16 protein-coding genes and 2 pseudogenes are annotated in these 14,136 nt (G+C 30.1%); 8 read left to right on the top strand and 10 right to left on the bottom strand.

Annotated elements, in window-relative coordinates:
• From HMPREF2658_RS08730 to HMPREF2658_RS08740, 3 genes are all read right to left on the bottom strand, one after another.
• A partial coding sequence (locus tag HMPREF2658_RS08730) for an exotoxin beta-grasp domain-containing protein (RefSeq protein ID WP_070854352.1) occupies positions 1-892 on the bottom strand: 892 nt, incomplete at its 3' end.
• Positions 893-1,179: 287 nt separating this feature from the next.
• Entirely contained in the window at positions 1,180-1,881 is a 702-nt protein-coding gene (locus tag HMPREF2658_RS08735) for a superantigen-like protein SSL2 (protein ID WP_000782835.1), read from the bottom strand.
• 284 nt (positions 1,882-2,165) lie between these two features.
• Positions 2,166-2,846, bottom strand: coding sequence for a superantigen-like protein SSL1 (locus HMPREF2658_RS08740; RefSeq protein WP_000668998.1), 681 nt, complete (start codon positions 2,844-2,846; stop codon positions 2,166-2,168).
• Positions 2,847-3,317: 471 nt separating this feature from the next.
• On the opposite strand from HMPREF2658_RS08740, the gene HMPREF2658_RS08745 reads away from it, so the two are divergent.
• Together HMPREF2658_RS08745 and HMPREF2658_RS08750 are read left to right on the top strand one after the other, a co-directional pair.
• The gene (locus HMPREF2658_RS08745) at positions 3,318-4,163 is read left to right on the top strand and encodes an SDR family oxidoreductase (RefSeq protein WP_001024379.1); all 846 of its coding nucleotides are present in this window, start codon (positions 3,318-3,320) and stop codon (positions 4,161-4,163) included.
• 18 nt (positions 4,164-4,181) lie between these two features.
• A complete protein-coding gene (locus HMPREF2658_RS08750) occupies positions 4,182-4,541 on the top strand; it encodes a DUF1304 domain-containing protein (RefSeq protein WP_001021616.1) in 360 nt (119 codons plus the stop codon).
• Positions 4,542-4,980: 439 nt separating this feature from the next.
• Here HMPREF2658_RS08750 and HMPREF2658_RS08755 read toward each other — a convergent pair whose 3' ends face one another.
• Both HMPREF2658_RS08755 and HMPREF2658_RS08760 read right to left on the bottom strand, forming a co-directional pair.
• Complete coding sequence (locus tag HMPREF2658_RS08755) at positions 4,981-5,463, bottom strand: 2-thiouracil desulfurase family protein (RefSeq protein WP_000600864.1); 483 nt, start codon at positions 5,461-5,463, stop codon at positions 4,981-4,983.
• A 46-nt stretch (positions 5,464-5,509) separates the two neighbouring features.
• A complete protein-coding gene (locus HMPREF2658_RS08760; RefSeq protein ID WP_000423535.1) occupies positions 5,510-5,917 on the bottom strand; it encodes a DUF2992 family protein in 408 nt (135 codons plus the stop codon).
• A 362-nt stretch (positions 5,918-6,279) separates the two neighbouring features.
• Here HMPREF2658_RS08760 and HMPREF2658_RS08765 point away from each other — a divergent pair, with 362 nt between their 5' ends.
• Together HMPREF2658_RS08765 and HMPREF2658_RS08770 are read left to right on the top strand one after the other, a co-directional pair.
• Positions 6,280-6,432 carry a hypothetical protein gene (locus HMPREF2658_RS08765; protein WP_000248845.1) on the top strand — a complete coding sequence of 51 codons (153 nt, stop codon included), beginning with the start codon at positions 6,280-6,282 and terminating at the stop codon, positions 6,430-6,432.
• A 260-nt stretch (positions 6,433-6,692) separates the two neighbouring features.
• Positions 6,693-7,019 (top strand): transposase, encoded by a 327-nt coding sequence (locus HMPREF2658_RS08770; RefSeq protein WP_000159788.1) that lies wholly within the window; start codon positions 6,693-6,695, stop codon positions 7,017-7,019.
• A 73-nt stretch (positions 7,020-7,092) separates the two neighbouring features.
• On the opposite strand, the pseudogene HMPREF2658_RS14925 reads toward HMPREF2658_RS08770, so the two are convergent.
• Positions 7,093-7,212 (bottom strand): annotated as a pseudogene (locus tag HMPREF2658_RS14925) (pathogenicity island protein); the annotation flags it as partial.
• A 509-nt stretch (positions 7,213-7,721) separates the two neighbouring features.
• On the opposite strand from HMPREF2658_RS14925, the gene HMPREF2658_RS08775 reads away from it, so the two are divergent.
• A complete protein-coding gene (locus tag HMPREF2658_RS08775) occupies positions 7,722-8,426 on the top strand; it encodes a type II toxin-antitoxin system PemK/MazF family toxin (protein ID WP_000041875.1) in 705 nt (234 codons plus the stop codon).
• A 389-nt stretch (positions 8,427-8,815) separates the two neighbouring features.
• Positions 8,816-9,353, top strand: a pseudogene (locus HMPREF2658_RS14245) (hypothetical protein).
• A 359-nt stretch (positions 9,354-9,712) separates the two neighbouring features.
• Here the strand turns inward: HMPREF2658_RS14245 and HMPREF2658_RS08785 are convergent.
• The 4 genes from HMPREF2658_RS08785 to HMPREF2658_RS08795 form a co-directional block, all read right to left on the bottom strand.
• Positions 9,713-10,330 carry a hypothetical protein gene (locus HMPREF2658_RS08785; protein WP_054194478.1) on the bottom strand — a complete coding sequence of 206 codons (618 nt, stop codon included), beginning with the start codon at positions 10,328-10,330 and terminating at the stop codon, positions 9,713-9,715.
• Positions 10,231-10,455: a hypothetical protein gene (locus HMPREF2658_RS14710; RefSeq protein ID WP_124748049.1), complete on the bottom strand. Its 225-nt coding sequence runs from the start codon at positions 10,453-10,455 to the stop codon at positions 10,231-10,233. The genes HMPREF2658_RS08785 and HMPREF2658_RS14710 overlap by 100 nt, the downstream gene beginning before the upstream one ends.
• 305 nt (positions 10,456-10,760) lie before the next feature.
• Positions 10,761-11,252, bottom strand: coding sequence for a hypothetical protein (locus HMPREF2658_RS08790; protein ID WP_000271813.1), 492 nt, complete (start codon positions 11,250-11,252; stop codon positions 10,761-10,763).
• A gap of 166 nt (positions 11,253-11,418) precedes the next feature.
• Positions 11,419-11,811 (bottom strand): DUF1433 domain-containing protein, encoded by a 393-nt coding sequence (locus HMPREF2658_RS08795; protein WP_170963202.1) that lies wholly within the window; start codon positions 11,809-11,811, stop codon positions 11,419-11,421.
• A 26-nt stretch (positions 11,812-11,837) separates the two neighbouring features.
• Between HMPREF2658_RS08795 and HMPREF2658_RS08800 the strand changes: the two genes are divergently transcribed.
• Together HMPREF2658_RS08800 and HMPREF2658_RS08805 are read left to right on the top strand one after the other, a co-directional pair.
• A complete protein-coding gene (locus HMPREF2658_RS08800; RefSeq protein ID WP_000369272.1) occupies positions 11,838-13,049 on the top strand; it encodes a hypothetical protein in 1,212 nt (403 codons plus the stop codon).
• A gap of 1 nt (position 13,050) precedes the next feature.
• Complete coding sequence (locus HMPREF2658_RS08805; RefSeq protein ID WP_070854354.1) at positions 13,051-13,440, top strand: hypothetical protein; 390 nt, start codon at positions 13,051-13,053, stop codon at positions 13,438-13,440.
• The last annotated feature ends 696 nt before the right edge of the window (positions 13,441-14,136 follow it).

Raw genomic sequence — 14,136 nt, forward strand, 5'->3', positions numbered from 1 at the left:
AACCAATATTACCGTACAGATTATGTTGTTCAATAAGTTGTTTTCTCAATTTAAAATCAAGTTCTTTCAAGGAAATCTCTTCTTTAGTAATCTTGTATTCTGAAACATCATGTGAGATTGTACCGTTTTTATCTTCTTTAGTAATACTGATTCCTGCTTTGTAATCAACTTTCTTTCTATTTGCTTTTGTGATACCACCGACCGAGTATTTGTCTACGCCATATTTATTTTGTTCTAAAACGATAAATACATCGACATGTCGGTGCACGCCTTCACCATATTTCTTATCATCTTTTCCAACTAAAGCTATTTTATATATGAAATAATCTGGAACAATATTCATAAATCTTATTGTTGTCCATTTTTTGATAATAATACCCAACTCATTTTTAAATTCTAAACTTGGTTTCGTATAATATGATCTTAAACCTTTAAATTTAGGGTTTATTTTCTTTTGTGCTTGTTTTGTGGTAGGCGATTGCGGTTGAGGCGTTTCTACACTAGATGAAGGCGGTGTTGTTGGTTTTGGTGTTGGTTGTGTTGATTGCGGTTGTGCATTTGGTGGAGGTGTTGTAGTTACGCTTGGTGTTTGTTGGGTTGCTTTTTGTATGTTAGATTTTGGTGTCTGTTCTGTTTTAGTTGAAGGCGATGTTGATACATTTTCTGTGTTAGACTTTGCCGCCTGTTCAGGATTAGCCGTATGATTTTGTTCTGCGTTCACTGCTAGCGTTGTAGTTGTGATTGCGCTTGGTGATACGCTTATCATTGCTAACTGTTCTGATTTAAGTGCTGATGCTACTTCTGCTTTGGCCGATTGCGTTGTTACTATACTTGCACCTGTTGTTACAAGCCCTAACGCTAAACTCGCTTTCACAATTGTTCTTATTTTCATAGTTGTATGCTCCAATCGTAATTATTCGATTGTTCTTTACGTAATTAGAATCATACAACTTCATTATAGAAGACGTATTGGTCTATTCACATTAACCCTCGTTTAACAATTGTTGAAGTATTATTAAGTCATTTAAGCAAAAAATAATGAGTACTTTCAAGGTTTATGTGGTGTTACTACGTATCATTGAAATGATTTTAAGACATAAAAAAGAAGTTAAGTAATGTTTTATCATCACTTAACCTCACTATTGCAATTTCAATTCATTACGACGACCAATCTAAGTATTATGCTTTTTTAACTTTGACTTCAATTCTATCAATATCTATAACTTTGACGATATCGCCCATTCGGTCTTCTTGTAACTTTTTATCCAATTCAATTGTATACTTGCCATAGTATTTCATTTGGACAGTAACTGTTCCTGAACTCATTTCCCCATAAAGACCATAATGATCAATAAGATGTTTTCTTATTTTAAAATCAACCTCTTTCAATGTCATTGCTTCTTTATCTATTTTAAATGGGAAAAAGTCATATGCATATTCACCAGTGTGATCTTCTTTAATGACTCTTGCTTCTGCTACTTGGTCGACAACTTTATCGCTTGCTTTTGTGATACCACCAATCGAGTACTTTGCACCTTCAAATCTCTTATCCTCATTAACATAAAATATATCAAGGTTGCGATGTACACCCGTATGATAGTGTTCCTTATCTTTGCCAACTAAAGCTAGATTATTAACTGTATTACCTTCTATCATATTCATAAATTTAGTGCCTGGTTTAGGTTGAATACTACTGATATAACCTGTCACATTTTTATATTCAACACTCGGTTGAGTATAGTACGCTTTTAAATTTTTACTATTTTGACTTACTTGAACATGTTTATTTTCGGCATGCACCGGTTGTTCCGTTACAGTATTTACACCTGTAGCTAAAATACCCAAGACTAAACTTACTTTTGCAATTGATTTCATTTTCATAATTGTATGCTCCAATATATTAGATTAGATTGTTTTATTACGTAAATTGAATCATACAACCATATTATAGGAGCTGTATGCTGATATTCACATTAACCCTTTTTTAACTATTCATAAAATATGATTAAACTAGTTAAGTAAAAGATAATGCGTGGTGCGACTGTTTGTGTGAGTTTTCTAACTTTGACCCTCAAAAAAAGAAGCTAAGCAACAGTACGTCGCTTAACTTCCATATATTTCCATAACAAGCACGATTCAACATAGCGCTTTGCTGTTAGAAAGTATTATTTCATTTCTACTAGAATTTTTTGTATTTGTCTGCCGTCGATAGAATCACCCATACGTTCTTTTTCAAGTTTTTGACTTAAATCGATTGTATGTGATTTGCCATCTTTCATTGTAATTGTAATTTGACCTTGTTTAAGACCATTTGAATACAAGCCGTGTTGCTTAATTGCACGTTCTCTTAATCTATAATCAAGTTCTTTTAGCGAAATGTCTTCTTTATAAATTTGATACAGACTATTTTGTGGTTCTTCTTTACCTTTCTTGATTTCAAGAATTGGTGTGTGTATATAGTCGTAATACACTCCTCTATTAGTTTTTGTTACGCCACCAATCGAATGATTATCAGCTTGTCTACCGTTTCCTTCTCTAACAACAAACACATCTATATCTGGGTTAACTTCTTCATTATATTTATCTTTATCAGAACCAACTAAAGATATTTTATTATATTGTCCATTGTATATAAAATCAATGAATCTATCTTTACCTTCAATAAATCCATATCCAGTTACTTTTTTATATTCAAAACTTGGTCCACTATAATAAAGTTTTAAATCAGCCTCACTTTGTTGTTTTACTTCTGTTTTCGCTTGTACTGATTGTGTATTCGACGTAATTACACCTGTTGCTAACATTCCCAATGCTAAACTTGCTTTTGCTATCGCTTTAAATTTCATAATTTTTAGCCCCAATCTATTTAAATTTGATTTTTCAATTACGTAATATGAACAATCTACCTACATTATATTGAGGCGCTATTCCCTTTCAAATTAAACCTCATTTAACTAAACTTGAATCATTGTTAAGGTAATTAATAAAATGCTAACTGTTATTAATCAATTCTTATCCTACGAGACTCATTTTTATACAATTCACACTTTATACCATTTTAATTTTAAAAACTGTAAAACTTTCAGACACAAAAATGACACCATATCGTCGCAGTACCATGTAAAAATTATCAAAGATTATGGTGACACACATCAACTAAAACGCGTCATTACGGTATTTCCAACATTAATAACATATACGAATTTACTATACACAGCGACAATAAATACAGATTACAATTTTTTATTAAATCAAATGTTTTGAAAATCATCGAATAAGTATTATGTTATGTATATAAAGATTAGGAGATGAAGTGAATGAATATTATGTTAACAGGTGCTACAGGTCATTTAGGCACACATATTACAAATCAAGCCATTGCAAATCACATAGATCATTTTCACATTGGTGTTAGAAATGTTGAGAAAGTTCCAGAAGATTGGCGCGGAAAAGTTCCTGTTCGACAATTAGATTATTTTAATCAAGAAAGCATGGTAGAAGCATTTAAAGGAATGGATACCGTTGTGTTTATTCCAAGTATTATCCATCCATCATTTAAACGTATTCCTGAAGTGGAAAATTTAGTATATGCCGCAAAGCAAAGTGGCGTTGCTCATATCATTTTCATAGGTTATTACGCAGATCAGCATAATAATCCATTCCATATGAGCCCTTATTTCGGATATGCATCACGTTTATTGGCAACAAGTGGCATTGATTATACGTATGTAAGAATGGCAATGTACATGGATCCACTTAAACCATATTTACCAGAATTGATGAATATGCATAAACTGATTTATCCAGCTGGTGATGGTCGTATTAATTATATTACTAGAAATGATATTGCTAGAGGTGTCATTGCTATTATTAAAAATCCAGATACTTGGGGCAAACGTTATTTATTATCAGGCTACAGTTATGATATGAAGGAACTTGCCGCTATTTTATCTGAGGCATCAGGCACAGAAATTAAATATGAACCCGTTTCATTAGAGACATTTGCAGAAATGTACGATGAACCTAAAGGCTTTGGTGCATTATTGGCATCAATGTACGACGCAGGAGCAAGAGGACTATTAGACCAAGAATCCAATGATTTCCAACAATTAGTCAATGATCAACCACAGACACTGCAATCATTTTTACAAGAAAATATTTAATACTAAAGGAGCGTTACAATGAATATCATCTCGACAATTTTAATCATATTTGTAGCATTAGAGTTTTTCTATATTATGTATCTCGAAACATTCGCAACAACTTCAAGGAAAACAAGTGAAACATTTAATATTAGCATTGGTAAATTGAAAGACAAAAATATTAACGTACTTTTGAAGAACCAAGGCGTATATAACGGTTTAATCGGAGTTTTGCTAATATACGGTTTGTTTATCAGCAGTAATCCAAAAGAAATATGCGCAGCTATTTTAGTGTATATCATTGGCGTTGCTATTTATGGTGGCCTTTCAAGCAATATTAGTATCTTTTTCAAACAAGGCACATTGCCAGTATTGGCACTCATATCAATGCTTTGGTAAGAATTGGTGTTTGGGGGAGGAGTAGGTGCAGACTGGGGTTTGGAGGGTTTGGAGGGTTTGGAGGGTTTGGATGTGGACGTTCATAAACTCAGAGTATTTCATCCTGGTATGTCAAGCAGAGGTGACAGTAGCGTTGCCTCTGTTTCCTTATAGAAAGTTTATTTAATGAAGAAAACCCATATCTGTTTTAATTTTGAACTGATAAATTCTCCATATATTAGAATGGCTACTTTATCTATTGCATCAATCCTTTAAAACAAAAAACCCATGATTTCGAAATTCCCATATGGTGGGGTTTCTACTTTCATGGGTCTGTTAACTAAATTATCTATACTGATATATTATCACAATCAAACTATTATTAAAACAATTTTAAAAATTATTTTTATAAGAAATAACGCAACTCAATAAATTAGTCCATTGCTTATATTCTCAATCCTTACTTTTCATGTACTATCGTTTCAATCATGTTTTGGTCAAAAAACGTATTTTCATCATAAACTTTTATACCTTCATTAATGAGTAAAGCAGTTGCCACACCTACACCCTTTTTCTTATTTCCTGTAAAATTCCCATCATATATCTCTTGTGATCCACATGATGGGCTATTTGCTTTTAAAATAACTGTATCACATTGATATTTTTTCAAAATTTTTAATGTAACTATTGCTCCATGTTTATAATCGTCAGTTACGTCTTTGTTCGAAATAGTAACAACCTTTGCAGCGTCATTCCACACATCAAAACCATCGCCACCAATAATTTCTGCAGGTTCTCTAGGAATTAATAATCCACCAAGTAATTCTGGACATGCGTGAATAGCTTTTCCGCTGTCTATTAATTTTTTCAATCTAACATTCAATTGATTACCACCATCGTATCTTACATTATCGCCTATCAAACACGAACTAATTAAAATCATCCCAACCACCTATAAATCATTTTGTTTTAATTTATTTGTCGTATTGCTAATGCCCCTTATGCTTCTCTTTGGCTTTGACCTTTTTAATTTCTCTTTTTCTTTTTTGAAATGCATCACGTTTTTCTTTATAGCGCTTCCGTTTTTGTTTTTTCTTTAGTTCTAATTCTTTCTTAATAGCTATTTGTGCTTGGGTAGAGTATTTAGGTTTCTTTTGCTCTTTAGCAATTTGTCTTTGTAGCCTTTTCGGATTTACTTTCCTTGAAATATTTTTAGTACAAACAATAGTTTGCACATCATCAATACTTTTCATTAATTGATGATGAATAAAATCTAATACCTCTAAATCATCAGGTTCATTCCCAAATGTGTATTGGATAAATTTAGAATTATTTACCATTTTATATTCTACTAATGCTACAAAAAATTGCCCATTGTAAAAAATAGATAGCTCCATGCTATCCCTCCTCTAGTTTTATTAGAAATGACGGACGACCCGAGGAGGAAGGTTACTGACAGTTTTAAAACTGCATTGGGACTACCAACCCAATTGTGTTTTTACACTTCTATATACAGAATACATTGCACAACGTTACATGTAAACTGTAATTTTAAAAATTCACATTAAAGAACGTGTATGTAAATAATGCTAATAAAATATTCACAGGGAAGTAGTTACACCCCATTAGTGTTGTTTGGCATTGCATAACGCTTTTAAGAGAATTATTTGGTAACAATAAGAAACTATTTACACAACCTATTTTGTATAGTAAAATTATTTTATAAGACTTAAATTGAATTGTACAAGGAGTGAATATCGTGGTACCAGAAGAAAAAGGTTCTATTACTTTGTCAAAAGAAGCAGCTATCATATTTGCAACCGCAAAATTCAAACCATTTAAGAACAGAATTAAAAATAACCCACAAAAAACAAATCCATTTCTTAAATTACATGAAAACAAAAAATCTTAATCATTTTATTTATAGCATTTCTGATCTCAGAAATTTAATAAAGGACAACGCCCTCTTTCATAACTATATAAGTCAAGAAACCAAGAAATTCCAAACATCTTTAAACCCTTCAATAGCACATTTCTTAAAACATAAAGCAATAACAATGAACGATCAAAATTCCTTACGTACTCATGATGTGTCAGTGAATCGTCTACACTTAATTGAACAAATTCTATGAGAATAGATATTGTTAAATTAAGAAAGTAGTCAATTTTATTATGACAAAAGAAAGAAGAACATTTAGTTCAGAGTTTAAGTTACAAGTGGTTAGATTATATGAAAATGGTAAGCTTAAGAATGAAATTATACGCGAGTATGATTTAAAACCCTCAATTTTCTCAAATTCGATAAAACAACACCAAAATACTGAATCCTTCAATCATCAAGATAATTTAAAAAGTGATGAAAAAGAGTTAATAAAATTACGCAAAGAAGTTCAACATTTAAAAATGGAACATGTATCTGCTTTAAATCATTTACTTCATCGTAATAAAATACAATCACATATATATGATATTTTTATAATTGCAGTACTTTTTGATTAATTCGCCATGATTATTTTCACAGACTTTAATATCACCATACACAACAACACCACTGAAACATGTATATCGCATTTTAATTTAATTTCATCCATTTTTGTGCGTCATTTAATTCGGTCGCCAAACTTATATCAGAAGATATTTTTTCTATTTCTTGAAACTTTTGTATAAGTTCATCAAATTCTTTTAAACGTACTAAATGATTTAATTAAATATAGTGTTTATATATATGACAGCAACAAAATTGATTGTGAATCTATATATGAAATAGAAAATTTTCTAACTTCAAATATTAGAGTTGATTTAGAAACTGAACTTTTTAAAGATACATTACTTGAAGATTCTAATTTATCTGATTATATAAAGAACCAACTTCTAACGATATGGAGAGACTAAGAAATAGTTTAAATTTATTCAATTTCAATAAAAACTCATAATAATATTTAAGTAAGTTAGATTGCTTTTAGCATTAGGAATTCGCTTATAATTAGATGTTCAATATAGGCTTTTTTACACATACATGAACTATAAAAAGCGAATAAATAGGAGGTCATTGCGAAATTTGCTAAATACAAAATTGATGAGTTCCACCTAATAAAAATTGTTGGTTTTATAGTAACATCTATTTTCGTACCATTCATGTTAATTTCAGTGCTAATAATGCTGATATAAAGAAGAATAAAATGATTAGGAGAACACTATTTAATGTCTAAAAATATCAATCAAGCAAATAGTAAATTAAATACGTCAAACAAAAAACTAAAACAAGCTTATTCAAAATCCGATAGTAAAAACTTGAAAGTTATATACATGCCTCATTGGCTAGAGTTTTATTCAATTGCTATACATAGCGATGTTACAAGCAATAAAAAAAGATATTATAAATCATATAGCAGGGGAACAGTGGTATATGTAAAACTAGGGAGTAATATTGGTAGTGAGTTTTCTGGTAATCATTTTTGTGTAATATTAGATAACAAAGACAATAAAGGAAAAGAAACAGTTACAATAGTTCCACTTTCTTCCAAAGGTAATAAAAATTATTTGAAGTTAAACGAATCGGTGCTAAATCTAACAGCAACAGATTTAAAAAAACAGATTATCGATATCAGTAGTAAAGTACAAGCATTAGCCCAAAAATATAGAGATATTGACATTAAACTTAGCACAGAAGATAAAAAGCTTTTGTCTAACTTAAATCAAAAAGCTAATGAACTGTATAGAGTGATAGGTGTTTATTCTAAGCACAAAGGGAAAGATACATACGTTAATATATCAGCAATTACAACAATAAGCAAAAGACGTATAAGCAAAATAAATGATTCTGATCCTACTGGAACGATAATAATTTCAGAAGATGACATGAATGAAATCGAAAAGCAATTAAAGATAAAGTTCTTTTCCAATTGAATTGTAATATTACATCTGATATAATTGATTTACAAATTCCCGGTAACCATTCCGGCTTCATTCTCTTGAAGAATGACATATTCTCAGCGTTTTAGCTGAAGGTCAGATGATACGTCATCTGGCCTCTTTTTTTATAAATGCCCTTTAAGTGAAATATACAACAATCTGCAACCAATATAGACATCGCAAAACACACAATAAATTACACAATGTGTTATAAGCCACATGTCACTATTATCGCAGCTAGCTGCGTCACTCAAAACGAATACGGAACGCGTTGGTTACTCCAATCATAATATTACTCTGCAAATACACAGCCCTGTAACCGAGCAAATGGATAGAGATTTGAACAAATGAAAACGATCAACTAATGGAAAGGATAAAATATTATGCAAAACAAAAATGAATTCAACAAAAAAACTGAAAGATTTTATAGGTAGCGATAAACGGATGGCTTTAGTAAAGGGTTATATTAACGAGTATAAATTAACAAATGTTTTAAGAGCTTTAAATAATTTCGATTACACAAAAGGGACGATACACACTCGTTCAATAGGCAACCTAAAACAAATAGTAGATAATCGAATTATTCCTAAAAATATAACTCAAAACACAATCTTCAAATTGAGTAATTTAACCTTAGAGGTTAACCTCTATGAAAGAGAAACACAATTTATCACGGAGACTTTGCTATTTACTATCCTGTAAAATGTGCTCTAATAATAGAAACAGATACTCCTAGGCTAATTAATCATATAAATAACAACCCAGTACAAAAAATATTTATAATAACAACAAATGACTGGAGCTTAATACACTTGAATTAGAAAAATAGTAGACGAAACTATAATTTATGATTTAAAACAAGAAGATCCTAAACAATATGAAATTTTATATAAAAATAAACACGGAAAATTGCCTTATTGATGAATTAAAACGCAAACTTAGAACACTTACCCCCTTTACCGTCCTTATTGTAATTTTAAATCCTCACCCCCCCTTAAGCCTATACCTAAGGGGGGGCTATATATAATTATTCCCACTCAATGAAATAAGTATTTTTCGTTAGTTTATATTATTTTATAACAATTGATATTACAGCGTTTTTATACCTAAATACTTCACATCAATTAACATCACTTCATAATTAACGTATTCAATTACGTATTCACTGCCTGCAACGTGTGGGATGATATATCTTCTAATGTTTTAGTGAATGCTGTATCAAAAGTAAAATCTTTTCAAAGCTTTCTAATTTTTAGTCGTTGTCCCCATTAATTTTACTTTCAAATAGATCTGTATTGATCATTTAATAGTTTTACATGTTCTACAATTTTATTATAATGGTCTGTCAAGTAAAGCTGATAACTAAATAATACTTCTGGTTCATTAAGATCTATACGTAGATTTTCTCTATATTTTCTTTTAAATTCTTCAAATTCATATTCTTCTAGGGGCTTCAAATAATCTTTGCTTAATTTTTTTATTTCTATACTGATATCTAAATTAGTAATCATAGTTTTTAATAGGTTATATGTATTCATTAATTGATTGTAATCTTTCTCTAGTTCATAAGCGGTTGCAGATACTTGAATGAAGTCATTTTCTATTAAGTAATGTTTTTCATCTTTTATAAATAATAATCTATCTAGTTTATTAATAGCTTTTTCATACAAATTTCCATATTCATCATAATATGATATAAATTTTTCAAGATACAAATTAGCAAAATCAATCTCTTTCCTTAATTTATCCATTTCTAAAAATCTATCATTCTCTGCTTTTTCAGCTTGTAATTGCTGTTTTAAAAATTTTTTTGTTCTTTGTGCTGAAGATGAGCCACAACAAGAACACCTAGTGTTCCTATGATTCCACCAAGATAACTCCCCCAAAATCCAAGCCATTCATTCGCATCTCCTGTAACTTTAATTACTAGAGGTAAATAAATCATGCCTACAGCTAAAATTATTGGAATAATAGCCGTAAAAATAATGAATACTATTATTGGATTTTTAATTTTTCTCTTCACTATTTTAACCCCTTTTTAATTATTATTACTTATGATCATTAATAGATAAACAGATTTATATCAGAATGACACATTATCCTTTATTTTATATATAATTACACAACCTCATTCCCCACTGCAACACAGGGCGTTTTTCAACGTCTTATATGATTAATAATTTCACACCCTTGCCCTTTATTTCAAAATTATGCCCTTTTTTTGCCCTTATAATAAACATAACAATATTTTATAACTATCAAACTGCTTTTTAAGAAAACAACTATAATTACTTACATTATATCTATAATATAATACAAGGTAGTTTACTATATATTTGATTTATCTTTTTTCATAATTCTTCTTGATAAAACTGCCATTAGCAATAGTATAATCATGGTAAATGACATAGCGTGCATTAAAATGAATGTAAAGTTCATAATTATTATTATGAAAATCCTACTAATATAATTTACTAAAACATTTTCAGTGTGAAATATATACTCAGATAAATTGTGCACAAACAATAGCACAAAAGGGAAAGCAAAAAAAATGATAGCTATAAATACTAGAAAGATTTTATAACTAAATTTTTTAGAAATCGCAAGCCACTTTAAGTATGTAAATTTTGAATTGAATACTCCCATATAATATACAATCGAAATTGTTCCAGCAATATTAAGGGCGCTTACCCAAGATTCTGGAGGATTTTTTGTAAACAATCTAATTATAACTGCAATTGTAGTTAGTACTGTAATACTTAATGTAATATGAGTAATTGATTTTCTAAGTTCCGGTTTATTTTTTAACTCATCATACATTGCCAAATCTCTCCCCAGCATCATTTATTTAAAGTATTTTCCCTTATCTCTGATATTTTAATTGCGATTCAGTACATCATAATTATACTATTTAATATAGCATTATTTCCTCCACTGCAACACAGGACATTGCTCAGCGTAAGAGTCTCTGTTAAAGTATCACTAATTAATCATCTTTCTTTTTATCTTCTTTATTAGATTGTTCTTTTTTTATTTCAGACACTGATTTAGGGTTTTCTGGCATATTTTTAGCTATATAGCCACTATAAGTTGAAAGATATTCAAATTGATAATCGTCTTTAGACCACATATGCGCTGAAAAGGTATTAGTCTTGTCATTATTTATATAACCTGTAATAACAAATCCATCTAAAGGATTTTCTTTTTGCTCCTCAAAATTTATTTCTTTATAACCTTTAACATTATACTTCATATAAATTATTATTCTTTCTTTTTGTTCATCATAATATTTTTGTTTTTGATCATGTTTCATTTTTAAATAGACCCCTCCCGATATTAATATTATACTAATAAATATAATAATCATTTTTCTATTCAATATAACCAATCCTTTGAGGTGAAATAATGGACAATCTTCATACTAAAGATAACACATATCACGAACTAGCTGGTAATGTTTATAATACAAAATCCTCTGATAAAGAAACAAAAATTGAAGATGCTAATGGCGCCTTACACAATTTTAAAATTCAAGCTTCACGCGTCGATAAAGTTAATGGCTTCCAAGCAATGGCGGTGTCTCCAAAAGACAGTAAAGGAAATGTAGACAATGAAACTGTGTATTTTGTTTATGCTGGGACAGATAAATATGAACCTGCTGATATTAGTACTGATATATATTTAGGTACCAATGACATTAAAATTGAAACTAATCCAAATAAAATTTTAAATGCAGCTATCTACAGAGACACTAGCTTAAAAGAAATTAACCCGAGTACAGTTGGTAATAATAAATGGCTAGAAATGGTTGATAAAAATAATGCAAAAGAAGCTGATCAATTTAACGAAGCTTATCTTTGGACTCAGTCAGTTTTGAATAAAGGGAATTATAAACATGTTTATGGTGCTGGCCATAGTCTTGGAGGCACAATTGCACAGGTGATGACGGTACTATTTAATTTTGATAAAACAAAAACTTTTTCAGCACCTAATGGTTACAATATATTACCTGATAATGTTAAAGAAAACTTAGATTTAAGTAAGTATAATCAAACTATAACTGATTATGCACACCCAAATGATAAAATAGGTATTGCTACATTGGGATCTTCAATTTTAGGAACAGAAATATTAGCTGATGACTCTGAGCTTTCGAAACTCTTTTTCAATCCTATTTCCGGTCATGGAATTGAAACTTTTGAAATCAGTGGTGGAAGTGTAAAAATTAAAGTGGACGGTAAAAAAGCTGATCAAATGGCTAGAGAGATGAAAGATAAGTTACACAATATCGATAAAGCGATAAAAGCATTAGAAAAATATATGGAAAATACTAAAAAACAAGCAAAACAAATCGAATCGGAATACGTTAATAAATTGTTAAGCGGTTCTCATGAATTTATTTCCCCATCAGATATAGAAAACTACGTTGAAGAATTATCAAAAAGTGGCCATTATGACTTTTTTGATGAAGCGTTATTTGAAGATACAATTGGAGAATTAAAATATACCAAACAAAGATTGTCCCAATTTAGCGAAAAAATTATTGATGCAACTAAAAAATTTGAAGACCGTGACAAAGAAATCAGCGAAATATATCGTTGGTTTGAGGGGGGATAAAATGGACTTGTTCAAAGATATACGTGATGCTTCAAATGAAATTGGAGAAAGTATACATGATGCTACAGATGCTATCAAAAAAGAAGCTGAAAAAGATGCCAAAATCGCAATGGAGAAAGCACGTTTATTTGCTTTAAAGCATGAATTGAAAAATGAAATACAAAGTATGATTAGCGACGAAAAAGAAGATATAGAAAATTGCGTCTCGAGCTTAGATCAAATTGAATCAATTTTAAAAGATCAAAGTAATAAGTTAGAAGGCGCATTTGAAGGTAAAACTAGTGATGCTATTGCTTTTAATTTAGCCACAGAGCAGTCTAAATTAATGGATCTCACAGAGTCTTACGATGATTGTAAAAAAAGCTGTAAAACATATGACGGCTGGTTTTAAGATTGATTAGTATAAAAGTTTTCCAATAGTCATGAGTAATATTCTAACACTTAGGCAAAAAAGTACCATTATATAGCCCATCAGTCATAATTATCTAAAAAACGGGAGCGAATACTATGTTAAATACCATTATTACATCTATCTTTTTATTCATATTTTTTCTACCATTTTTCTGTATGGGATTTTTTATAATCACTTTGATCAGGGACTTAACAAGAAACTTCAATAATCTCAAAGTGGTTTACACTACTTCCACATATTATGAGACTGGTAAAACGATACTTGAGTTGCGATACTTTGTTTGGGAACGTAGAAAACGAAAGTATTTTATAGACCTTGTTGAGCAATCTGAAATTATTTATTTAAAGGGAAACAAATAAATTGACAGAGGGATGTACTATGTAGATGCTTCGCCTTTAAAAGATAATAATAAAAAGTCATTTTTACGTAAATGTATACAAATTTTTGAAAAGTAACAAAGAAGCTACAAACCGTAGCTTCTTTTATTTTTGATTTGTTTCATTCTATCTATATACCTAACTTTTAACACTTAATCCTCTAACGGAATATCATCCACAATCACAGTATGATTAGGATTAGCGTTAGATACATCTTTCACTGCCTTATCTAATTCCTCATCATCGCCGTCCCATTCACCAATGTTAATGAATATAGGCACATTCCCGTTAATATCAT

Origin of the sequence: Staphylococcus sp. HMSC062H10 (genome assembly GCF_001836945.1) — a bacterium.
GTDB lineage: Bacteria > Bacillota > Bacilli > Staphylococcales > Staphylococcaceae > Staphylococcus > Staphylococcus aureus.